The sequence below is a fragment of the Pseudobutyrivibrio sp. 49 genome (assembly GCF_900100545.1).
Taxonomy (GTDB): Bacteria; Bacillota; Clostridia; order Lachnospirales; family Lachnospiraceae; genus Pseudobutyrivibrio.
Window position 1 is genome coordinate 110,835 of the sequence record NZ_FNDP01000002.1, and the last position, 23,702, is coordinate 134,536.

Annotated in this window: 23 protein-coding genes; all 23 read right to left on the reverse strand. The window is 33.4% G+C overall.

The window, feature by feature from the left end; translation table 11 throughout:
- Positions 1–11 precede the first annotated feature (11 nt).
- On the reverse strand, positions 12–1,370 hold the full coding sequence (gene rfbH / locus BLP54_RS03835; protein ID WP_090166954.1) for a lipopolysaccharide biosynthesis protein RfbH: 1,359 nt from the start codon (positions 1,368–1,370) through the stop codon (positions 12–14).
- A 19-nt stretch (positions 1,371–1,389) separates the two neighbouring features.
- Positions 1,390–2,172: a glucose-1-phosphate cytidylyltransferase gene (gene rfbF, locus BLP54_RS03840; protein WP_090166956.1), complete on the reverse strand. Its 783-nt coding sequence runs from the start codon at positions 2,170–2,172 to the stop codon at positions 1,390–1,392.
- Between the two features lie 171 nt (positions 2,173–2,343).
- The gene (locus BLP54_RS03845; protein WP_176754459.1) at positions 2,344–3,333 is read right to left on the reverse strand and encodes a type I phosphomannose isomerase catalytic subunit; all 990 of its coding nucleotides are present in this window, start codon (positions 3,331–3,333) and stop codon (positions 2,344–2,346) included.
- Between the two features lie 2 nt (positions 3,334–3,335).
- Positions 3,336–4,652: a sugar phosphate nucleotidyltransferase gene (locus BLP54_RS03850; RefSeq protein ID WP_090166958.1), complete on the reverse strand. Its 1,317-nt coding sequence runs from the start codon at positions 4,650–4,652 to the stop codon at positions 3,336–3,338.
- Between the two features lie 59 nt (positions 4,653–4,711).
- On the reverse strand, positions 4,712–5,752 hold the full coding sequence (gene gmd / locus BLP54_RS03855; RefSeq protein ID WP_090166960.1) for a GDP-mannose 4,6-dehydratase: 1,041 nt from the start codon (positions 5,750–5,752) through the stop codon (positions 4,712–4,714).
- Position 5,753: 1 nt separating this feature from the next.
- Positions 5,754–6,764, reverse strand: coding sequence for an acyltransferase family protein (locus BLP54_RS03860; RefSeq protein WP_090166962.1), 1,011 nt, complete (start codon positions 6,762–6,764; stop codon positions 5,754–5,756).
- A gap of 85 nt (positions 6,765–6,849) precedes the next feature.
- Positions 6,850–7,791 (reverse strand): GDP-L-fucose synthase family protein, encoded by a 942-nt coding sequence (locus tag BLP54_RS03865; RefSeq protein WP_090166964.1) that lies wholly within the window; start codon positions 7,789–7,791, stop codon positions 6,850–6,852.
- 8 nt (positions 7,792–7,799) lie between these two features.
- Positions 7,800–8,774, reverse strand: coding sequence for an alpha-1,2-fucosyltransferase (locus BLP54_RS03870; protein ID WP_176754461.1), 975 nt, complete (start codon positions 8,772–8,774; stop codon positions 7,800–7,802).
- Entirely contained in the window at positions 8,761–10,287 is a 1,527-nt protein-coding gene (locus tag BLP54_RS03875; RefSeq protein WP_090166968.1) for a lipopolysaccharide biosynthesis protein, read from the reverse strand. Before BLP54_RS03875 ends, BLP54_RS03870 begins: the two co-directional genes overlap by 14 nt.
- A 1-nt stretch (position 10,288) precedes the next feature.
- Positions 10,289–11,305, reverse strand: coding sequence for a glycosyltransferase family 10 domain-containing protein (locus BLP54_RS15775; protein ID WP_207646773.1), 1,017 nt, complete (start codon positions 11,303–11,305; stop codon positions 10,289–10,291).
- A 7-nt stretch (positions 11,306–11,312) separates the two neighbouring features.
- A complete protein-coding gene (locus BLP54_RS03885) occupies positions 11,313–12,269 on the reverse strand; it encodes a glycosyltransferase (protein WP_090166970.1) in 957 nt (318 codons plus the stop codon).
- A 33-nt stretch (positions 12,270–12,302) separates the two neighbouring features.
- Positions 12,303–13,322 (reverse strand): glycosyltransferase family 2 protein, encoded by a 1,020-nt coding sequence (locus BLP54_RS03890; RefSeq protein ID WP_090166972.1) that lies wholly within the window; start codon positions 13,320–13,322, stop codon positions 12,303–12,305.
- A gap of 7 nt (positions 13,323–13,329) precedes the next feature.
- Positions 13,330–14,340: a glycosyltransferase gene (locus BLP54_RS03895; RefSeq protein ID WP_090166974.1), complete on the reverse strand. Its 1,011-nt coding sequence runs from the start codon at positions 14,338–14,340 to the stop codon at positions 13,330–13,332.
- 27 nt (positions 14,341–14,367) lie between these two features.
- Complete coding sequence (locus tag BLP54_RS03900; RefSeq protein ID WP_176754462.1) at positions 14,368–15,165, reverse strand: glycosyltransferase; 798 nt, start codon at positions 15,163–15,165, stop codon at positions 14,368–14,370.
- A 1-nt stretch (position 15,166) separates the two neighbouring features.
- On the reverse strand, positions 15,167–15,511 hold the full coding sequence (locus tag BLP54_RS16335) for a DUF2304 domain-containing protein (RefSeq protein ID WP_090166978.1): 345 nt from the start codon (positions 15,509–15,511) through the stop codon (positions 15,167–15,169).
- A 2-nt stretch (positions 15,512–15,513) separates the two neighbouring features.
- On the reverse strand, positions 15,514–16,206 hold the full coding sequence (locus BLP54_RS03910; RefSeq protein WP_090166981.1) for a glycosyltransferase family 2 protein: 693 nt from the start codon (positions 16,204–16,206) through the stop codon (positions 15,514–15,516).
- A gap of 15 nt (positions 16,207–16,221) precedes the next feature.
- Positions 16,222–17,994: a hypothetical protein gene (locus BLP54_RS03915; protein ID WP_090166983.1), complete on the reverse strand. Its 1,773-nt coding sequence runs from the start codon at positions 17,992–17,994 to the stop codon at positions 16,222–16,224.
- Entirely contained in the window at positions 17,987–19,027 is a 1,041-nt protein-coding gene (locus BLP54_RS03920; RefSeq protein ID WP_090166985.1) for an acyltransferase family protein, read from the reverse strand. Before BLP54_RS03920 ends, BLP54_RS03915 begins: the two co-directional genes overlap by 8 nt.
- A gap of 1 nt (position 19,028) precedes the next feature.
- Positions 19,029–20,069, reverse strand: coding sequence for a glycosyltransferase (locus tag BLP54_RS03925; protein WP_090166987.1), 1,041 nt, complete (start codon positions 20,067–20,069; stop codon positions 19,029–19,031).
- An 18-nt stretch (positions 20,070–20,087) separates the two neighbouring features.
- Positions 20,088–21,200 carry a hypothetical protein gene (locus BLP54_RS03930; protein WP_090166989.1) on the reverse strand — a complete coding sequence of 371 codons (1,113 nt, stop codon included), beginning with the start codon at positions 21,198–21,200 and terminating at the stop codon, positions 20,088–20,090.
- A gap of 31 nt (positions 21,201–21,231) precedes the next feature.
- Positions 21,232–21,816 carry an acyltransferase gene (locus BLP54_RS03935; RefSeq protein ID WP_090166992.1) on the reverse strand — a complete coding sequence of 195 codons (585 nt, stop codon included), beginning with the start codon at positions 21,814–21,816 and terminating at the stop codon, positions 21,232–21,234.
- Entirely contained in the window at positions 21,816–22,742 is a 927-nt protein-coding gene (locus BLP54_RS03940; RefSeq protein ID WP_090166994.1) for an alpha-1,2-fucosyltransferase, read from the reverse strand. The genes BLP54_RS03935 and BLP54_RS03940 overlap by 1 nt, the downstream gene beginning before the upstream one ends.
- 17 nt (positions 22,743–22,759) lie before the next feature.
- The gene (locus BLP54_RS03945) at positions 22,760–23,689 is read right to left on the reverse strand and encodes a glycosyltransferase (protein WP_090166996.1); all 930 of its coding nucleotides are present in this window, start codon (positions 23,687–23,689) and stop codon (positions 22,760–22,762) included.
- Positions 23,690–23,702: the final 13 nt, after the last annotated feature.

A 23,702-nucleotide genomic window follows, 5' to 3' on the forward strand; every position in this document is an offset into this window, starting at 1 on the left:
TCTATCCTCGTTTATTGGTTAACAGCCTCAATAATAACTTGTGCCATATAATCAATCATTTCATCTGTCATTCCTGGATATACACCTACCCAGAATGTATTATTCATAATAAACTCTGTGTTTTCAAGATTTCCAACCACTCTGTATGCATCTGTACCTCTAATCTGATTAAAGCAAGGGTGCTTAATGAGATTTCCAGAGAAAAGAAGTCTTGTCTGAGCATTATGCTCTTCAATATACTTTGTCACATCATTTCTCTTAACACCACTTTCGGGCTTTACTGAAATAAGGAAACCAAACCAACTAGGCTCTGAATTTTCAGCTGGTTCAGGTAGAATAAGCTTATCTGCCACGGAACTATTTGCAAGAGCATCATGAAGTCGTGCCCAGTTGTGACGACGTCTTTCAATAAAGCTTGGGAACTTCTTAAGCTGCTCTACACCAACTGCTGCTTGAAGATCTGTGACCTTAAGATTATATCCAAAGTGACTATATACATATTTATGATCATAACCCTGTGGAAGCTGGCCATACTGTCCATCATATCTATGTCCACAGAAATCATCCTGTCCTGATGGGCAAATGCAATCACGTCCCCAGTCACGATATGAAAGAATAAGTCTATTAAGCTGAGGATTGTTTGTATAAACACAGCCTCCCTCACCCATTGTCATATGATGTGGTGGGTAGAAGGACGATGTTCCTATGTCACCCCATGTACCTGAGAAGCGTGTCTCTCCATCAATTGTGTACTTTGTTCCAAGTGCATCACAATTGTCTTCTACAAGCCAAAGATTGTGCTTATCACAGAATGCCTTTACAGCCTTTAAATCGAATGGATTACCAAGAGTGTGAGCAATCATAACCGCTTTTGTCTTAGGACTGAGAGCTTCCTCAAGCTTAGTAGCATCGATATTGTACTGAGGAACTGTTACATCAACAAATACTGGAACAGCACCATACTGAATTATTGGTGTAACTGTAGTAGGGAATCCTGCCGCTACTGTAATAACCTCGTCTCCTCGCTTAATCTGTCTATCACCTAATTCTGGCGCTGTAAGGACAGAAAAAGCTATAAGATTTGCCGAAGAACCTGAGTTTACAAGATGAGCAAACTTCACACCAATCCACTGTGCAAACTCCTTCTCAAACTGGTCAGAAAAACGACCTGTAGTTAGCCAAAAATCGAGCATTGCATCCGTAAGTGATTGCATTTCCTTTTCATCATACACACGGCTTGCATAACTAATACGATCTCCTGGCTTGAAGTTCTCCTTTGACTCCTTAGGCTCTTTAAAATCATGATAATAATCAGCAACAAGAGCTTTAATCTGCTCACGTGCTTCTTCTTCTGTTTTCCAATTAGACATATATATTCCTCTTTCTATACTATTGTTCCCATTTCATCCATGGTGCTTTACCTGCGGCAATTAGTTTTTCAAGAGTATCCTTTTCACGCATATTATCCATACACTGCCAGAATCCTTTGTGAATATAACTCATTAATTCTCCTTGCTGCGCCAATTTTTCAAGCGGTTCCTTCTCAAGGACAGTCGAGTCCCCATCTATATAATCGAAAATATTTGGTTCGAAAACCATATAGCCAGCATTAATTGGCACGCCATCATTAACCTGCTTTTCACGGAAGGATTTGACAGCATTATCACCACCAATATCTAATACTCCCTTAGATTGATCCTGAAGTACCGCCGTAAGAGTAGCAATTTTGTTATTTTCTTTATGAAATTCGATTAACTTATTAATATCAACGTCACAAACACCATCGCCATATGTCATAAGGAATGGTTCGGTACCTACATATTCTTGGACTCGCTTAATACGTCCACCGGTCATAGTATTAAGGCCAGTATCTACGATTGTGACCTTCCATGGTTCTAAATGAGATTCATGCACTATCATCTCATTATTACCATTACGATAATCAAAACTAATATCGCTATTTCGCAAAAAATAATCAGCAAACCATTGCTTAATAACCTGCTGTTTATACCCAGCACAGATTATAAACTCATTATGTCCATAATACGAATATTCCTTCATAATATGCCATAATATCGGCTGATTACCTATATCTATCATTGGTTTTGGTTTGAATGCAGATTCTTCGGAAATACGTGTTCCAAATCCACCTGCTAAAAGAACCACTTTCATTCTTACACCTCTTTTTATCTACTCAATAGCCGAAGCTATATTATCATATATTTCATCCAACAGAATCTCAGAATCGTATACCAAAATATATCTTTGATTATAAGAAAATGATAACACCGTTTTGTTAACTAAAACTAATATGCTTGGATCGCAAACGTGAATAATTGATTTCTACCCTCTTATATCTAAAAACTGCATTTTTCCATGTATTCTAAACATTTCTGAATTAGCTGGAACAAAAACGCAATCGCCCTTAAATACATCTAAGGAAAAATCCTCATTCCCGATGGTTCCACATCCATTTATGCAAAGCAGAACTCGAAATCCTAATTCATCGGATTGATAATGCACAATCTGTCTTCGCTCAGTATTGACAATCATTCTGTATACTTCAAAATACTTACATCTTGAGAGCAACTCTCTTGCAACGCCATTCTCATACTTTAAAACTCTAATTGGTTGCCGCGGTTCTTTAGAAGCTGAAGTGTTGGCCACATCCACTGCTTTATCAAGATGTAACCCACGCTTTTTCCCATTTTTATCTATTCGATTGTAATCATACAATCTATAAGTTAGATTCGAACTTTCTTGTATCTCTGCTATCAAGCATCCAGCACCAATAGCATGTATTGTTCCTGATTCAATATAAAAAACATCATCTTTATTTACAGGAATAGTTTGTAGATACTTCTTAATCGAACCATCCAATGCAGATTTTTTTAACTCATCCGTTGTGACATCTTCTCTTAATCCATAAACCAACTTAGCATCTTTTGCGGCATCCAAAACATACCACATCTCTGTCTTGCCCTTTTGCCCATTTTCGTTCTTGAATGCATAAGCATCATCTGGATGTACTTGGATAGATAAATCCTTGTTGGCATCTATAAACTTAACCAAAATAGGTAATTCGTTAAGCCCATTATTTCTCGTTCCCAAAAAATCTGGATTTGCCTTAAGAACTTCATTTAATGGTAATCCCGTAAAGCGCCCTGAAGCTACCACGCTGAGACCATCAGAATGCGTAGAGCATTCCCATGTCTCTGCAAGTGGCGTCAATTCAATTTTTTTTGCATACTCTGTATTTAGCCTATTACCACCCCAAAGATAATCTTTGGCTGCTGGCTTTAATAAGAACGGTTTATTCAACCTACTGCTCACTGTTAATACTCCAACTCAAATTTTTCTTTATCTTCTACAGTTATTTCTTTTCCAAGCTGGACCTCAATGATTTGTAGTTCAGTCTCAGCTTTAATTGTGTGCCTACATCCAGCACTCATGGTAATAACATCTCCTGCTTTAACTTTTTGATGCATTCCATCTACAATTGTCGTTCCTTCTCCAGAGATGACTACCCAGACTTCATCCCTCAGTTTGTGGCTATGATAATTCATAGCATTTCCTGGATGAAGCGTCACCTTCATCGTCATACTATCATCTTCTACGTCTACGACCTTAAAGCTTCCCCAACTTTTTTCAGCAAACATAATCTGCTGGTCGATTTCATCAACATATGGCTTTATGAATGAGCTCTCATGCTTATCTGAAACCAGTATTCCTTCGGGCGAAGCTGAAATAACAACATCTTTTAATCCCATTGCTATAATAGGAACATTCATTTCATTAATCACATGAACATCTTCACAAGAATCGCTCAAACGTCCTTTGCCTACTACATTTTCCTGCATGGCTTCTGTAAGAGTATTCCATGTGCCCAAATCTTTCCACTGGCCTGCAAATCTCATCACCTGAATACTAGGCTCTTTTTCAACGACAGCATAGTCAAATGATATTTTTTCTATTTCTTCGTACTTTGAATACAAATCATGATAATCTGTAAAATCTATTAGCTCATGTGCTTTATCAATAACATATTTTAGTTTGTAGGCAAACACTCCTCCATTCCAAAGTGCTCCTCTAGATATATAATCTTCGGCCACAGCAGCTGTCGGTTTCTCTTTAAATGTATCAACTTTACTTATTTGTTCCGCAGTCTCAGGAATTATATAACCATACTTCTCCGATGGGTATGTTGGTTCAATTCCCATAAGGACTAGATTTGCTTCTCCTTTTTCAGCCTGGGCACATAATTCCTTTAACGCTTTAAAATAATCATCCTCCACATATGGATCAACAGGACATACCACAACTGCTTCATTTTCATCTACTCCCTGAACGTCAACAAGGTATGCGCTCGCAAGAGCAATTGCAGGAAACGTATCTTTGCGACATGGTTCAATTGATATTCCAACCTTCTGTCCAAGCTGATTGTTAATCTCTGAAACCTGTGTCTTAGAAGTCGCAATAGTTACAACTGCGTCACTATCAACAGTCTTTATCTGGCGATATACTCTCTGAACCATTGATTCATAATTGCCGTCTTTATCTTTAAATATTTTTATAAATTGTTTTGATCTTATATCATTTGATAAAGGCCAAAGTCTTTTACCCGACCCGCCTGAAAGCAAAATAAGATTCATACATTTTTCTCCTTACACTCAAATAGACTGTTGTATTAACAACAGTCTATTGTATTTTACTATATATTCTTTTCTAATGCTACTTTCTTGGTATCATACTCAACCATGATTCTTACCAAATCTTCAAAGCTTGTCTTCGTAGGATTCCAACCAAGTTCTGTTTTAGCTTTTGTAGGGTCACCCCAAAGATTAACAACATCTGTAGGTCTATAAAACTCTGGTGATACTTCCACAACCACCTTTCCAGTAGCCTTATCGATCCCCTTTTCATCCATTCCATCACCCTGCCATTCAAGGTCAATGCCAGCATGATGGAAAGCTAATGTAGCAAATTCTCTGACTGAATGCTGCACTCCTGTGGCAATAACAAAGTCCTCTGGCTTTTCATTCTGAAGAATGAGCCACATACATTCTACATAATCTTTTGCATAGCCCCAATCTCTAAGAGATGAAAGATTTCCAAGATAGAGCTTGTCCTGAAGCCCAGCCGCTATTCTAGCAGCAGCAAGTGTAATCTTTCTAGTTACAAATGTTTCACCACGACGTTCAGATTCGTGATTAAATAAGATACCAGAACAGCAAAACATGTTATATGCTTCTCTATATTCCTTTATAATCCAGTAGCCATACTGTTTAGCAACAGCATACGGACTATATGGATGAAATGGTGTAGTCTCGCGCTGTGGTACTTCTTCAACTTTTCCAAAAAGTTCTGAAGTTGATGCTTGATATATTCTACATGTTTCAGCCAACCCGCAAATTCTTACAGCCTCAAGCACCCTTAATACACCTGTAGCTACGACATCTGCAGTGTATTCAGGAACATCAAATGAAACGCCTACATGGCTTTGAGCAGCAAGATTATAAATTTCATCCGGCCTGCATTCTCCTATAATTTTAACAAGGCTAATTGAATCACTAAGATCACCATACTTTAAATGAAAATGAGTATTTCCCTCTAGATGATTAATTCGTTCCCTGTACTCTGTTGAGCTACGTCGAATCATCCCATAAACCTCATATCCTTTTTCTAAGAGAAACTCTGATAAATATGAACCATCCTGCCCTGTTACTCCTGTAATAAGTGCTACTTTCATAATTTTACCCTTCTGATTTTATCAATATTTTATCCAGCATTTTGACCGCTGGTTTTTCTATGTAGTTAGTAATTGGAACTGCAATAATAAACGATACTATCGTTATAATCAAATATCGCACCCCACAATTCATCCACGGGTTAGTGAAGTGTATTTCACTATAGTTATAAAGATACAATAATCCATAATGGACTAAATATATTGCATAGGAATATTTTCCTAACATACAAAACACCGAATTACAAATTAGTTTGTTCTCATGCGCAATCTGTCCAAGAATAATCACAAGAAATATTATACCAAACAAGGTTATATGTGATAATCCTTCTATATTATTTACATTCCTTGCCATACCCTTTATCGGAAGTATTGCGCCAAACAAGGTTATATATGATATAAGTTTCTTATCGGTTTTATCCGCTTGCCCTCGACAATTAATCTTTCTTAAATAAAATAGAATGATCCCAAGGCCTAAGACTGGTATCTGATTCATAAAACAGAAGCTTCCAAAGTATGCTTCATATATATATACATCCGAGATTTGCTTTTCATATACATAGTTTATAATCACTCTCATTATTATTGGATTAACCATTGCTGTAAGAATAAAAAAAGCAATCGCTCTTTCTAAGCTGTTTATGTATTTATAGAGAATAGGTACTATTATATAAAAAATAGATAGTACACCTACATACCATTCTACTCCTATTACACTATCAGCATAATGAGGAACCAACCCGTGAACCAACAAAAAATGACATGCTAAATTCTTCCATGTAATTCCAGGTTCACTGCCAAGCCAGCCGCAGCCACCGATTGAGAGAGTATAAACTATTACAGCTATATAAAACAGCGGTATAATTCTAATGAATTTTTTCTTGTACCAATCCATAATATTATGTCTAAAATTGTAGTTATTCTCATAAGATTTATAAGTCAAATAAGCAGATATAATAAAAAATAACTGTACGCCATTCTGCCCAATTGAAACAAATTGATTAAGTGACTCTGGCAGTTCTGCCCCCCCCCGCCAGAATGCACTAAAATTACCCCCAGAATCGCCACTCCTTTTAGCGCGTCAATCCAAGACTCGTGGTTTTTCATCGCTCAGCCCTCCTTGGATTATTTAAAAAATCTTGATATGTAAGCTTTATTCCTTCTTTTAATTCAGTTTTATATGTCCACCCCAAATTTGTAGCCTTTGAAACGTCAAGAAGTTTTCTAGGCGTTCCATTTGGTTTTGATGTGTCCCATTTGATTTCGCCCTTATAGTCAACAACTTCAGCAACTAACTCAGTAAGTGTCTTTATTGAAAGCTCTTTACCAGTTCCAGCATTTACGGTTTCATCGCCACTGTAATTATTCATAAGAAATACACAAAGATTAGCTAAATCATCTACGTATAAAAATTCTCTTAATGGAGAGCCATCTCCCCAGCATGTTACGGATGGAAGATTCTGTTCCTTTGCTTCGTGAAATCTTCTAATAAGAGCTGGTAAAACATGACTATGTGTAGGATGATAATTATCGTTAGGTCCATAAAGATTAGTTGGCATTACAGATATATAGTCTGTTCCATACTGTCTATTTAGATACTCACAGTATTTTAATCCCGAAATCTTAGCTAAAGCATAAGCTTCGTTTGTTTCTTCCAATGAAGATGTTAATAAACAGTCTTCTTTCATTGGCTGAGGTGCAAATTTAGGATAAATACATGATGAGCCAAGAAACTCTAGCTTTTTGCATCCATTTTCATATGCTGCATGAATCACATTCATCTCCATAATCATGTTTTCATACATGAAGTCTGCAAGAGCCTCTGAATTTGCAACAATACCACCAACCTTTGCTGCTGCAAGGAAAACATATTCAGGCTTTTCCTCATCAAAGAAACGTCTAACATCGTTCTGTTCTGTTAAATCTAACTCACTATGAGTTTTTGTTATTAGATTTTCATATCCTTGTCTTACTAGCTCTCTGCAGATTGCCGAACCAACCATACCTCTATGACCAGCGACATATATCTTACTATTTTTTTCCATATTTTTACCTACCTTAAATCTAATGCAATCCAATTTTCCGGGTACCAATTGCCATTCATATATTGTACTTCAGGAGCAGAATCCCCAATAAAATCATGTGGACATACGACTTTTCTATTTGAATCATCTCCCAAATAAGCACCCCAAAAGGAGAATGATGAGTTAGCAATAATATTATTATCACATTTGCTCATCAGATACATGTCCATTATCGCAGAATTTCTTTCCATAAATACTGCATTCAAGTTTTGAAGATAATCCAAATTCCTAACAGCATCTATGTCATCAGAAAATACCACAAATAAGGTCTTATCTTTGTCAAATTTATCTATAGCTGCTTTATAATAATCATCTGAAAGATTTAATGATGAAATCAACAAATAATCTGTACGACGAAAATGTATTGAACAGGTAGTAGTTATTCCATCTTTTTTATTATTTTCAACCTTTTCACGCCATAATGAATCACCTTCATCTTTTGTCACTGGCTTATATGAAAAAATTTTAATTATATCATCGCGATATTTATCCCATTCTTTTATAGTACCAAAACCATCACATATATCGTAAAAGCGGTTTTCATCTAGCTTCAACAACCTTTTGTCGCATTCCACACCACCTTTTAAATCTGATATTCTGACTAATTCTTTTCGTCTCCTATACACGTTAGCAGTATAAAAGTGATCTATATATTGACGCCATCTATTTTTATATATTTTTGCAAAATTAGATTTCCAATTTCCCTGTGTACTATTAAGCAAATTGTTGTATAATTTTTGCCCCCCTCTGTTGTTATCAGACTCTAACATATTATCTGGGAAATCAAAAACTTCTACAAACTGATATCCTCTCCTGAAATATCTAAAATCTGATAGTAACTTGACAGATTGATTATTTTCTTTTGCGATATAATACAAATCAGCGAAATTGGTCATCTGTGCGCCAAGCTGATTTCCAAATCCAATGTTACTACATGTTATCAATATTTCTCCCCCCTTTAAGTACATCTATGTATATTTTTGCCGTCTTGTATGTCCCGCTAAATAGCAAAGCTAAAGCACCAATCATCATCGGTATAACTACGCATATTATCATTCTTTCTATGATACCAATTATTGTATTTGGCAATTCAAAAGAAATAATATTCATAAAACATAAACTAGCAATCAAAACAGCAATACGAATTATTTGTTTTCTAATATAAATGAAAACATTTTCTTCAATATATTCTGTATATAAAGCCTTTGTTCTACCTATCCAAAATCCAACATTACCTACCGCAGTACCTATTGCCACACCAGCAATACCAAAAGGCTTTATCAACAATATCGATATTACTAGATTAATAATCGCAGCCGTAAAACTTGCTTTCTTTTCCAAAGCATAATTTGCAAAACAATATCTAAATATGCACACACCTCTATGGTTCCAACCTATATATTCGTTTAATGCAATTGCTAATACGTATAATTGTGACAAAACGTATTTTTCACCAAGCCACGCTGTAATAAATGGATTAAACAGTGCAACAAACGAACCTGACACAAATAATGCTAAGATAAAAAAAAGTGTATCAAACATTTTAAATAATTGTAAACCCTCTTCTTTTGAATGTGAATAAACATAACTACCAACAGATGGCTGAAGAGGATTCACAAACTTAGATATAATAGCGTCAACAGAGCTCATAATCAAAGTATAATTAGCCATCATTCCTACCTGTGCCAGACCAATAAACTTAGAAACCAGAATATTATCAACACCAAAATAAATAGTAGCTGCTACTTTTCCATATATTCCATTTTTAAGTTCTGTAAATATCCCTTCTTCTTTTATCTCTTCAAATGATATGTCTCTTCTTTCTCTTAAGAAAGGATACTCATTATTCACTCTCCACGAAATAATGATATTTCTAAATATATTTGTAAACAAGTTACATATAAGATAAATAATATAACTTTCAAATATGACTAATGCTATTATCTTAAGAATGCTGTTTATTAGATTTCCATAGAAATCTATCTGAGTATTTTTATATTCTTTTTGATAAACAATAAATATTACTCTCTTATAAGCTAGAAAATAGGTACTAACAGTGCTTATAAGCTGAAGTAAATAAATAATTATGACATAATTCCAATTTGTTATCTCATCTTTAATAATATGAGGCAATAATGGTATAGCAATTATCCCTGCGACGAACATTATTATACCTACAATAGCATAGAGCCTTTTGTACATACACAGATATTTTATAATTGCAGTCTTGTCATCATTTTCTACTGCAGGATAAAGTTTGAAATTAATTAAAGTTTCAACCCCTAAATCTGCAAGTAAAAGGATACTAAAAACATTTCCAAATAATCCTTCATATCCTAAGAGACTAATGTCTGCATATTTAACAAAAACTGTTCTCACCACAATTCCTAAAAGACTAAGAATTATGAATGATCCAGCTGCATATATACCGTTTTTTACTACTTTTTTACTTCTCATATTAATCTAATATTGCTCGACACATTCTTTCTACATATGCTTCAACTGAAAAGTTTTCCTTAAAATAATCGCTATTTAAATAGTTTTTTGCAGCAACGCGATATTTTTCGTATTCCTCTTCTGTGAGTTTCTGGCAAAAATCCACCACTTCTTCAATCGATTTAAACTTCCTATAATCTATATAACATTCTTCAGGAATATAATTATCGATGTCCTCTGCCCCCCAATATATTGGGACTGTTCCAGCAAAGAAACAATCAAATATTTTTTCTGTCACATATCCTTTTAATCCACTACAATTTTCAAAAGTAAATGAAAACTTATACTGCGAGAGAGTCTCAAGCTTATCGTCAGTTCGACCTTTATATGTTTTTAGATTTTCCTTTTCCCAACCAAATCCATAAAATTCAAAATCATCATCATTCTGTTCAAAGAAATCAATCACCTTTTTTCTTTCAGAATATAGTTCATTGTCTCCAACACCCTTTTTATTTCCACTTATTTGAGTAAACATTTTCTTATCAGTAAATGGTACACTGTAAAGTTTTTCTGGAACAGGCTGTGGGTATTTAAAATCAAAATATTTTTTGTTATCCACTAAATCTGGATTCCATGTAAGAATCTTGCCAAAATATTTGTGATAATCCATATTATATGATTTCGGACTGACTACCGGTGGTTCTTGAACTATGAGTATTCTATTTTCAACCGATATTGTTTTCTCTAATTTAGAAAAACCATCGTTAAGCCATTTTCCCATCAATAGATATCTCACCCAACTTTGTATACTATTATTAAAAAAATATGAGTTGGAAGGAATATCAAAGCATATCAACTTATCAATATTATTATCTTTATATACATCATATGTATGGTATTTATCTCCATTCGTTTCTATATATTCTTTTAGTCTAATTCCTGGCAACAACAAATTTTGGCCAATATTACATGCTGTTCGATCAAACAATTTATCTCCATTATAATAATTCCCGTACATCGTCATCACAGCTATATTCATTTATCTATCACCCCTTATAAATTCGGTAATACAAAAGTTGCAAAGGAATTCTACAAAAATTAATTCCAGTCAATGCAGCATTTGTCACGCCTATTAATGTAGTGTTAATCTCTATTAAATCTCCAAAAGAATAATTTAACTTTTTCACATTTTTCAATGTGTTTTTTTTGGTAATTAGTTCCAAACATCTACTCAATTGAAAGCCCATCCATATACGGTACTTTTTCATTCTAATCCTATCAATATCTTTAGCAAAACGCCCTGCATTTCTTAAATATCTATATAGATCCAGATGCATATCTGTCCAATTAATCCATGAATCCTGTTCCGAATGAATTCTATAATACAATAATGGTTTTCTTATTTCGATAGCCTCCCCACCAGCCCTAAAAATATCCATGCAGAAAACAACATCTGCACACGGTCCTACATTTTCATCAATCATAATATTATTCTTTTTCAAAAACCTATTGTTGTACATTATTGATGGAAATAACAAAACCTTTCCATGTTCCATATAGTTATCAAAATAATCTACTCCTCTATAAAATTGATCATCATCCCAATTCCAAACCTTCCTAATTATATTATCTTCTTCATCTATATGATAGGCATTTGTAGAAACCATAACACAATCTGGATTTTTAATAAACGCTTGCATTTGTTCCTCAAACATATTATTCTCTATGCAATCATCATCATGTAAAACAATCAAGTAATCTGCTTTACAATGCGAAAAAGCATACCCGATATTGCTTAATCCTCCAATATTTTTTTCATGCTTGATATATTCTATTCTTTTATCATTATAGCTCTTAACCAATTTCTCTGTGTCATCAGTAGATGCATTATCAAGAATTATTAATCGAAAATTAATGTATGTCTGATTCAACACACTATCAATTTGTTTTTTTAGGTACTTTGAGCGATTATATGTCACAATATAACAAGTTAATGAGCACATCTTTCACAAACCTCACAGTAATTTTATTTACTACTATTGTTTTATACAATATATAATATTCATCATTATCTTACATATATAAAAAACTAAATTATCAAAACCTAGCATCACTGAAATCCTGAAAATTTTATATGCAAAACTCTCAAATCCGCCTCCGGCAATTCCTTTTGTTTCAATAATGTACTGTTTAAGTCTCAAATTATTTAATACTTCATCACGCCATTCTTTGTACTCTTCAAGCCCCCCAAGTGCTCTTCTTGAGAAATTCAGCGTCACAGCTTCTGCAAAAAACTGACTACTCAAAATTGATTCTCGCTCATACTTTTTCTCTAATTCCAGTATGTTATTTAATACTCGTGTTTGATTCTTCCATAATATATTGGGATTAATAGTGTTTTTTTTTGTCAGCGATCCACTAACAGCTAAATCATAGTTATACAGGCAATTATCTATTACATATAACTTATCTATATGCATAAACAATGAAATATTGAAATTATAATCCTCTGCATAGATTGTATTTGGTACATACGTAAGCATATTATCTAGAATTATTCTTCTTTTAATCAACTTATTACACGGGGAACCAATTAATGGATCTACCCTCCACCTTGCCATAATACCCATAAAATCACTCATCGAATAAAGTCCTGTTTTCTCAGAGCATTTTTTTACTTTATTATTCATAATCAAATTATACCCACAAATAACGAGATTAACGCATTGGTCCTTAGCAGATTGATACATTTTTTCAATCATATCCTCATTTAAATAATCATCCGCATCTACGAATAATATATATTCTCCTATGGCAGCTTTTATCCCATTATTTCGAGCCACAGATACCCCTTGATTATCTTGATGAATAACTACTATATGATTATTCACTTCTTCATATTTCTTGCATATGTTCAACGAATTATCTTCCGAACCATCATCTACTAATATTAATTCAAAATCATGAAACGTTTGATTTAACACGCTTTCAATGCATCGTGATAAATATCTCTCCTTATTATATACAGGTATTATTACCGAAACTGCTGCGCTCATTATTATCTTACTTTTTCCTCATTTTACTAAGTGATAAAATTTTTAATATTATATTATCTAGTTTCCATCTGTACGCAATCATATACAAAAAAATAACTGTACGAATTTTTACAGATTCACCTTTCGGTTTATTAAATGTAATATTTGAATTATTAAAACAATTTGGCATCTCGTTATTTATCCATTCAAAAATGCGCTTCTTGTATTTTAACAGTTCTGTATAACTTGTATATGGCGCAGTGTAAAGAATATGATATATTCCCGTTTTCACAACAAAATATTCAAAATATTCATCATTAATAATACTTTCAATATTATCTATATCAAGTATCCTAGAAAATAAAATAGTTACATCTGTTTCCCCTGTAACAGTTCGATGAATTGTATTAGAAACGGACTCCTCATTAAAAAGCCAAATATAACCAATATATTCTGTATAGGAAATCTTAGGTTCATTTAAAAAACAGGTAATATTAAAGTATATATCCTCGCCTAGCGGAAAAGCTAAAAATTTTATTCTTTTTTCTTTTAAATAATCTCTCCTATATAACTTTCCCCATGGTGTAATATTCATATATCTACACCATTCAGAATTACTCAATGATACTTTTTTTATTATTTTCCCCTTATTAGTTATATGCATATAACCAGATAATATTATATCAGAATCCGTTTCCAAGGCCTTTTCCAATAATATTTCAACATAATCATTCTTTATATAATCATCCTGGTCAACAAAAATAATATAATCTCCAGAAGCCACTTCTAGTCCTTTATTTCTTGCAGCTCCCTGTCCCGAATTCTCTTGTCGAACTAAGTTAAGCTGAAAATTATCCTTCTGACTAGATTTCGAATATCTATCAGCAATCTTTTCATAAGAAGTATCTGATGAACCATCATCAACAAATACTAATTCTAAATTTTTGTATGTCTGATTTTCAAATTGATAAAAAAGATTATCAATATATGCTTCTCCATTATAGATTGGCACTATAATGGACACTAATTCTTTTGACATTTAAACCTCTTCCCCAGGTGTAACGTATTAATAATTTTTATATGCGTTTGAATAAAAACGCATAATTAGTTTTGCTATGCCTCTTGGCCAAAAACGACAAAATATTTCATACTCATTATTATATCTATCATTTGTTGTTCTGAGTAAAACCGCCGTTTGATTGTCATCATTCATTCTATGATACAAAAGTATCTTATCAACATATACAAATGAACCCTCTAATTTCGATAATCTCTCCCACAAATCCCAATCCATAGCTGCTTTATATTCTTCTCTAAAGACAATTTCTGGCATCTTATTTCTAACGCACACTACTGAAGGATGTGTTATTGGATTGCCCAGACATTGAATCATTCTCTTTCCAAACTTTGTTCTCATTAATAATCTAGAATGAGCTGGACCTAATAATACTTTTTTTATTTTTATCATTTTTGATTGCTTTTTATCGACAATATTATTATGCATCTCTATATAATCGGTAAACACTATAATGGGGTCTTCACTTCTGTTTATTTTTTCAATTATTTCTTTTACAAAATCTTTATGAAGAACCTCGTCTTGATGAGCTAACATTATGAGAGGTGTCTCAGCCTGACGCATTGCGAAATTATAATCGGCAATCTGCCCACCATTTGGATTAACGCACATTTTAATACCGTATTTTTCTGCCAATCCTTCAATATGACCATTAGGTGTAGAAGTAGAAATAAGTATGTTAGCCTTCTCACTCTGATTCAGAAGACTTAATATACTTTCCTCTAAATACTCACACTCTTTATATGCGCAAATTACAAAAGTCAAATCTTTACAACTATAATAATTCATGTTATTCCTTTTCAGCATAATCTCTTTCTCGTATGGCAATTTCTTGAACCAAATTACTTACTTTCTGCTCCAAACTAGATACTTTTATTGTTAATAAAAATACTTTAATTATCAATAAAAATATTATACATAAAAATATAAAATTAGATGGTGAAATTATCCCTATTTTCCTTGCAAGAGTAATCGCTATTTCCGGAAAGAACCCTAAAATAACTAACACGCTAGAAAAAACAATCCAAAAAAATGCTTCGTTCACCTGTAACTGAGATTTTTTCAATTTTCTATAGATGAACATAAATAGTAATATTGCGCTAATCAATAAAAGCGCCCTCAAAAATAAAGACATAATTAACCTTTCTTTCTAAACCATTGCACAACAAGAATCGACGTAATCATGTGAAACATATATTTAACACCATTTGTAAAGCTTAAATAGCTTTCCCCAGCTATTCTTTCGTTCATTTTCACAGGATACTCTCCTACTTTTGCCCCACACCTTATTAAATAAGCTATAGTATCAGGTTCTGGTCCATAATTCATTTGGTATGCCAACTTTTTAATCATTTTCTTATCATACATTCGCATACCTGATGTCGAATCTTTTACTGTCTTTCCAGTAGTAATTTTTATAAGTGCATCAATCAATGAATTTCCAAACATCCTAAACGACATTCGTTTGTCACCTTCAAGAAATCTAGAGCCAATAACAATATCAAGCTTGTTATCCTCAGCGTATTGCATCATTGGATCCAAGAACTCAGGATTATGTTGTCCATCACCATCATACTGAATAGCATAATCATAATCCTTTTTTAAAGCATACCTCATTCCTGTTTGAAATGCTCCTGATAATCCCAAATTTACAGGAAGGTCTATCATATTATACCCGTTCTTTTTACATATCTCTGCAGTATTATCAATAGAGCCGTCATTTACCACTATATAATCAAACTGAGCATACTCATTCTGTAATTGTTCAACTACTCTTGCAATATTCTCTGCCTCATTGTATGCAGGTATCACCACTAACAATTTCTTCACTGTTTCTTCCCCTTATTACTTTTCAGTTGAATACACTATAAGCCCCGTATTCTCATATACTATCGGATAATCTTTCAAAATACTCTCATGGTCCGAATAAAAGGCTGAATTACGAAGGACGCAAACATATTCTGTCTCTTTATTATTCATTTTTTCGATTATATCTTCTAACTCGTCTGTTCTTTCAATATAGCCACTACTATCATTGCCCGTAATTCCCATGTACCAATAGCATCGTACTATATCACCAAACTCAGCTAGCATTGGAACCTCATCCTTTGGGAAGTTATCCATAACATATGAAATACCCTCCATTTCGTCCTCGCTAAAATTAGGCTCCGTTCTAACTCTGATGAATTCATTCTGATTCCACATATAGTAAAAATTGCTAGTATTATTACGAGGTTGTATATTCGTAGGACTAGAAGCCAACTTGTTTTCTATAAAGCAGAAATTCATTATAAATGGAATACTCATCATCACAATCATAGAAGGGAAAAGACGGTTCTTTTCATCTATCAATTTCACTATTGCTGATGAAGCTATTACAACACTAAACATGAAAAGCGGATAGTACAATTTATAGAAATAATAAGCGGATATCCACTCGCAAAATACCATAGGAGTTAATACTAATACAGAAACCACAAGAATTATCTCAGCAATCCATTCAAATCTTAATTCTTTTTTCTGAATACTTATAATGGCATCATAAACTATAAATGGCGATAGCCATACATACTGCCAATAATAATCACTATATATACTTCCTTGTTCTTTAGCGAAATCGAATATTGACGCTATATCTCCACCAGTTAGCTTGTAAACACCAGCCAACAATCCTAATCCAACAACAATAGAAAAAATGGCAAATACAGCTATCACTTTCTTTATGTTGAATGTTTTTCTTACTTTTATTTCATAGTATATCTCAAATACAAATACTGCTAAGACCATAAATGGAGCTAATAGCATATAACACATAGTTAAAGTAAATAGCATCAATGCCCATGCAATCAATAGCTCTATTCGATGATTTTCCCTATCTACATCCTCAGCCAGTACAATAAAACCTGTCATAAGAAGAACTGCCATTCCCCAATACAAAAATGAATATAGGAAACTGCTAAGAGGATACTGCGCGGTATATATTATAATCAGTACAACGCCAGCTATTTTCTTAAGCTTTGTATTTAATCTTTTATTTATGACTACCCATACTATTTCTATTTCAAAAATCAAGAATATGTTATCTACTAAAGTAAATAGCTTCACATACTCTATTTCCTTCACCCATGGGGAAAAGAAATCTATAACTACTGTATTTATAAGTGGAGCAAAATACATCCAAGGAAGATGTCTACTTCTAACAAGTGACATGGCATTCATGAAATGTACTGCTCCATCTACATTTAGAAAGGCAGGCGCATGACTAATATCCTTAAGTCTCAACAAATAAATTATTAACCCAATTGCTATTAATACTACCGCAACTACACTCAGCTTGTCGAGATAATACTCTTGTCTCTCGTCTTTCTTTTTGTTATAGAAATACAAAAGTCCTGCTGCAAAAATGTGCACTACAGAAACAGTTAATAGATTAATAGGAATTTTTACTACGTCTATTATTCCCACTGCTAATGTGTCAATTGCCATCACAAGAATAATTGTCATCAAAAGCCAGCGGGTAAATTCCAGCTTCTCCTTATTCTTTTGCAATTGCATTAAAAATGTAGTTTCAACTATTGTTGAAACTAAGTATAGTATTGAAACTATAACGCTATTCATGTATTACTCCCCTTGTTTTTATGATATTGCAAATACGAATAATCTTTTCGTCAATCTTAAAAAGCGCAAATAATGCTGCACGAATCTTATCCAGTACAAAGCATGCTACAAATATGCCAAGTGCAATCACTAAAATAGCTGCCATCATTTTAATTCCGCTCATCTGAGCTAAAAATGCAAATCTATTATGAATATACAAATTCCATATAAAAGGATTTACATGAATTATATAAATAAAAAATGTGGTTGGAGATAATATCTTAATCACCTTAGCAAACCTATCTCCAATCTTCATAGAAGTAAACAAAATCATTAGACATAGTGAGGTTGCAACAAGAATTGGCGACTGAAAGCATCGTACTTTATCCTGTAATCCCCAGAAATATATACATGCAACGCCTATACTCAAGCTTAGAATATATATAACAATGGCGTATACTTTTTTGTATTCTCGGTTCGCTTTCTTCATCATTCCACCAATTATATAAAGTATCATTAGCCATATGATGGAATATCCCTTATTTGTAAAGAACAAATCATCTACCGATATTGTTGCATAAAGCGAAAATACAAATAGCAACACAAAATTAACAATATTTGAGTACTTGTAATTACTATTAACAAATGTATTTAAAACCGGAATAAAAATAAATAATCCTACGTATGCATTCAAATACCAGTATTGATTACTCATTATTGGAAACAGTGCATTTTTCCAATCTATCACAGACACTGTTCCTGGAAGATAAAAGAAAAAGAATAAAGTTATCATCAATGTATGAAAAATCGTACGAACAAGTAGCAGTACAATATTCTCCACCTTATACTTTGATTCCACTCCAACATATCCTGAAATCAGTGCATAACAATTAATTGAAGCTACTACCATAAGCTCCAAAGTCCATATTATCACATACTTCATTGAGTTTGGTTCTAAAGACTCTATTACTCCTCCCCATCCTAAAATATGTGCTATTATGATTCCGTAAGTCGATATGATTCTTAATAAGTCGATTCCGTAATTACGTTTCATTTTAAACTCTCTCAATACATTTTTTTATTTTGCGCTTAACACATAAAATCATGTTATCAAAAAACCACTTACTTGTCCCTATACTATCTACTATAGCCTTAAGTGATTCCATTTCATCTTTTTGAATTTTTGCATTATCACGCCATTCCGGGAAATTTTCTTCCATCCAACGAGTTGACCGAATAATCTCTTTTGGATAAAAATAATTAGCGTTAGTCAACACATAATAGGTATTTCTGAAATACAAAGTTATGACAATATATTCCAGCTGTTTATAGTACTTCTCAAATAATCCACGCTTTTTAAGCTCATCATATAGCAGCTCTATAGCCTTGTATCTATCCAACTGATGTATTCCATTAATATCATGAACTGTAGATTCAGAAATTTGTCTGTAATAATATAAAGGCTCTTTATACAGACAAATCTTATTTATATACTCATTAATCAAAAATCCCCAGTAATTATCTTCAAATCTCATTCCCTGTGGGAAATACATATCATTGTCGATAAGAACCTCACGTCTATATATTCTTGTAACTAATCCACCTATAACACTAGTGCTAAGAATTCTTCGATCATCATCTGTTAATTCTTTTCCGTCTAAAGTTAAAAGCTCATCCGTCCATATGATACCAGGTTTTAGCTCTTCATCTGTTATAGTCTCACCAGTAAAAGTGGCTATCTGAGATGCTACGCAATCGGCATTATTTTCCTTTGCCATATTATATAATTTCTCATATGTAGACAAAGAGATGTAGTCGTCACTATCAATAAAGCCGATGTATTCGCCCTTAGCTATTTTCATACCAAGGTTCTTGGCACCACCCTGTTTTAGATTCACTTTTGAATCTATAACAATTATGTTGTCATATTTTGCTTCATATTCTCTCATAATGGCTATAGAATTGTCTGGAGAACAATCATTTACCAATATGATTTCTATATCTGATAGAGTCTGCCCCACAAGGCTATCTATACACGCTCTCAAATATGGTTCCACATTATATATTGGAACAATTACACTAACCTTTGGCTGCATATCTCTCCCTTTTCACTGTTAATCATTCAAAGCTTCTTTTAAAAGTCTCAGCTTCAAATCATTATTTTCTGTTTTGTGATTTTCCAAATAACTAATCTGCTTATCGATTCCAGCCGCATAATTATCTGGATTATACTTTGCTAGCTTTAAAACGTCACGGCAATTATCTAAGATGGCTCTCAATTCTTCCTGAGATTTGATCTTATTGCCGCCCCAGTATTTCTCATATTCCTTAGTTAATCCTGTGGAATCATTATCCTTGATTGCCTGTAAAATTCTCTTTCTATTTTTATTGTAAATATTATCTGGCTCAATAGCCTCGATATCTGCGCTATTTAAAATTTCAATCTTCTTTCCAAGACACATCGCGTAGCCTATCTGAGTACCCACTTCATCTACAGCTATAGCGTCAGCTAATTCGATAATAGTCTTAAGTCTTCTAATGAACTTTGTATCCCAACGTACTCCAGCTGATACTATCTTTACATTCTTTTTAAGGCAATCATCAATAAAAGCATTATCCAAATTAAACCAATAACCACATAAAATAATAGTTTTATAGCGTCCCTCAAACTGCTTAATCATTTCATCAACCAGCAATTTGCACTCTCGTGGTTTTACTTCCTCTGAATGGCTATGAAAAACTACAACAGTCTTTCCATTTTTCTCTCTCATATCTGCTATTGTTTCAGCATCATAAAAGCTTTTAGCATAATGAATATATGGTCCAATAGAATATACAGGAATATTAGGATTGAACTCATGAATCATTTTCTTTCTGTATTCGCCCTGGGTGATATGGCAAAAATTATAATCAGAGCATTCAAAGTCTCCTATTTCCTCACCGAATCTTACTCCGTGCTCCACCAATGGTACATAAACATTACTTCTCTTTCGTAAACCTGCAAATCGGTACAATTCATTAATATGCCCATAGTTTATTCCCTCTAAGCACAACTCTCCAGGAACAAATAGTGGCTTTGTTTTATCTAATTTCTTTATTTCTTCGATTAACTCATCACCATTTGCTATCGAATCAATTTTACAAAGCTGGTTGACTCCAAAATAAAAATCTAAACTTCTAATTTTATAAATCTTAAATAATAGGTCGGATAAATATATATTCTTCATGTTTCTTTCAGTTACCTAAATATATTGTAAATCAAACTCGCTCCCACTGATGATTATTGAAATTGTATTTTTTTATTATCTTAGCTGGATTACCAGCAACAATACAATAATCTGGTACATTCTTTGTAACCACACTACCTGCACCAATCACACATTTCTTTCCAAGTGTAACACCGGGAAGTATAATCGCCTTTTCTCCTAACCAGCTTCCCTCTCCAATAACCACTGGTGCTGTTATAAGTGGCTGGTCCATATAGGGTATATTGCTTTCAGGGTCTATAGAATGATTTTCAGATGTGATTAGAACATTACTAGCTATTAATACATTATCTTCTATTGTAATATCATCCCCACCTAAAAATGTGACATTATACGTTATAAAACAACCATTTCCAATTGTTATTCTTGCATTTCTGTTACCTCTGTCAGGGAAAAGTTGAATTCGTGAATTAGGAAGTATAGTGGTATTATTACCTATGAAAATATTTTTGGAAGTTTCGTCTAAAATATTAGGTGTATGAACTATAGAATTCTCACCAAGTGCACCATACTCCACAACGGGCGGCTTAGTACACCATCTTACAAATTTTCCTAATGCTCTTCTTATAATCATCATTAGCTCCCCATCTTAATCATATAATCTGTATATATATCATATTGCCAATCTCCCAAATCATTGTACCATCTATCAGGAACAATGACTATTTTATCCGGATAATTCGACATATACTGTGCCCACCAACCAAAGGAAGTGTTTCCAATTATAAAATGCTTACATCTTGCCATTACTGCAAGTGAAATATGCACAGGAAAATCCTTTGATTGACAAACCACATCATACTTACTTGTATCTATTAGATTTTCTTTCACATAATCTACATTGTCAGAGCAAATGAAAAACAAAGGATTCTCAACATGCTCCTGAATATAACGAATCGCATTTCTATAATACTGTTCATTACAGACATCATACATTGGATCTCCAGCATTATGCTGCACTTTAATACTGATACAAACTGTATTACGATTACAAATCTGTTCCAAATTTGGATATTCTGATTTATCTACCTCTTCATCTAGTCTAAAGGTAGCTTTTATTTCATTCTTAACTGGCTCAAAAAACTTTTCACTTTGGAAATAGCCATTAACATATACATTTTTCCTAAATCTTTTTGGATAGGCTACAAAGCCATCCTGCATATGAAAGACCCCCATAACATTGTAAAGCCACTGGTATTTTAAAGCCTGTGCTCGTTTGAAATCCAAATCTGTCGTATTCTTTTCGATATACTTATTTATGAATTTCCACTTAAAGTCGAATAATCTCATATTCTTCCACATACTATCATCATGGATGAATACAGCATTATTTAATTTGTAGTTCACTAAAGAATTCTCATAAGAAAATCCTTCAGGTGCTACGTTATCATAATCTTCAATTATAATCTGATCTTTGTCGCCTTTTAGAAACTGAATAGTTCTTGCACAAGCATACATAAATATCTGATTACCAATTCGACCTTGGAGCTTCAAATATATCATTCAACAAATCTTCCTTTTCAAAGATATCTGTATCTAAAGAATCTTAATTTATTAACAAATCCACCATCAATTAGCCTTATACTAAGCGATTCTTTCTTGATAAACGAATCAATTTTTTTGCATAATTCAACGGAGTCTTTATTCCTTTTACAAATCCATCTGTAAGCAAGTACATCTTTTAATACTGCAGACTTAGCTTTTCTATTCTCCTGCTCATCACCATTCTCACGATAAAAATCTAAGATGTTTGATGAATACAAAAGTAAATCGTCTATATGTCTATTTGTAACCTTTACTCCGGTGATACTATCATTTCGTAATCGATAATAATATAGATTCTGGCTTACAAAAGCCACCTTTTTCATCTTCCAAAAGGTGGTTATGTAATAGCAAACATCCTCATACAATTTGCCAAAAGGAAATTCTAAATCTATTACATCCTCCCTTTTAAACAGACAGCGCCACACAGAATAAGTCATTCGCTTATCTTCTTGGAAAACTGTAGCATTAACCAAATCTCTTCCAATAAATGTCTCATATGTCAGCTGCTGTTTCTCGGAAAGCTTTACTTCCTCTTCGCTTGATGAATAACCGCATATAGCAGCCTCGCTATCGCTTTGATTCATTGCTAATAAGAGCTTTTCGTACATATCTCTAGCAATGTAATCATCACTGTCCACAAAGCCAATATAGTCTCCTGTGGCAAATTTTAATCCAGCATTTCTGGCGTCAGCCAATCCACCATTTTCCTTGTGGACTACAATAATTCTAAAATCCTTTTCTTTCCAGTCATCACACTTCTTTCCCGAATTATCTGTGGAACCATCATCCACAAGAATAATCTGTATATGTGAGTATGTTTGAGCCAAAATAGATTCCACGCACTCATCTAAGTAAGCTTCCACATTGTAGATTGGTACTATTATCGAAATTACCTTATTATCCATTATTCTCCCGTAA

Excerpts from the sequence above, each read along its gene's own strand:
- rfbH (WP_090166954.1), bottom strand. The coding sequence starts at position 1,370 with ATGTCTAATTGGAAAACAGAAGAAGAAGCACGTGAGCAGATTAAAGCT.
- rfbF (WP_090166956.1), bottom strand. The coding sequence starts at position 2,172 with ATGAAAGTGGTTCTTTTAGCAGGTGGATTTGGAACACGTATTTCCGAA.
- BLP54_RS03850 (WP_090166958.1), bottom strand. The coding sequence starts at position 4,652 with ATGAATCTTATTTTGCTTTCAGGCGGGTCGGGTAAAAGACTTTGGCCT.
- BLP54_RS03865 (WP_090166964.1), bottom strand. The coding sequence starts at position 7,791 with ATGGAAAAAAATAGTAAGATATATGTCGCTGGTCATAGAGGTATGGTT.
- BLP54_RS03875 (WP_090166968.1), bottom strand. The coding sequence starts at position 10,287 with ATGAGAAGTAAAAAAGTAGTAAAAAACGGTATATATGCAGCTGGATCA.
- BLP54_RS15775 (WP_207646773.1), bottom strand. The coding sequence starts at position 11,305 with ATGAATATAGCTGTGATGACGATGTACGGGAATTATTATAATGGAGAT.
- BLP54_RS03885 (WP_090166970.1), bottom strand. The coding sequence starts at position 12,269 with ATGTGCTCATTAACTTGTTATATTGTGACATATAATCGCTCAAAGTAC.
- BLP54_RS03890 (WP_090166972.1), bottom strand. The coding sequence starts at position 13,322 with ATGAGCGCAGCAGTTTCGGTAATAATACCTGTATATAATAAGGAGAGA.
- BLP54_RS03895 (WP_090166974.1), bottom strand. The coding sequence starts at position 14,340 with ATGTCAAAAGAATTAGTGTCCATTATAGTGCCAATCTATAATGGAGAA.
- BLP54_RS03900 (WP_176754462.1), bottom strand. The coding sequence starts at position 15,165 with ATGAATTATTATAGTTGTAAAGATTTGACTTTTGTAATTTGCGCATAT.
- BLP54_RS16335 (WP_090166978.1), bottom strand. The coding sequence starts at position 15,511 with ATGTCTTTATTTTTGAGGGCGCTTTTATTGATTAGCGCAATATTACTA.
- BLP54_RS03915 (WP_090166983.1), bottom strand. The coding sequence starts at position 17,994 with ATGAATAGCGTTATAGTTTCAATACTATACTTAGTTTCAACAATAGTT.
- BLP54_RS03920 (WP_090166985.1), bottom strand. The coding sequence starts at position 19,027 with ATGAAACGTAATTACGGAATCGACTTATTAAGAATCATATCGACTTAC.
- BLP54_RS03925 (WP_090166987.1), bottom strand. The coding sequence starts at position 20,069 with ATGCAGCCAAAGGTTAGTGTAATTGTTCCAATATATAATGTGGAACCA.
- BLP54_RS03930 (WP_090166989.1), bottom strand. The coding sequence starts at position 21,200 with ATGAAGAATATATATTTATCCGACCTATTATTTAAGATTTATAAAATT.
- BLP54_RS03935 (WP_090166992.1), bottom strand. The coding sequence starts at position 21,816 with ATGATGATTATAAGAAGAGCATTAGGAAAATTTGTAAGATGGTGTACT.
- BLP54_RS03940 (WP_090166994.1), bottom strand. The coding sequence starts at position 22,742 with ATGATATATTTGAAGCTCCAAGGTCGAATTGGTAATCAGATATTTATG.
- BLP54_RS03945 (WP_090166996.1), bottom strand. The coding sequence starts at position 23,689 with ATGGATAATAAGGTAATTTCGATAATAGTACCAATCTACAATGTGGAA.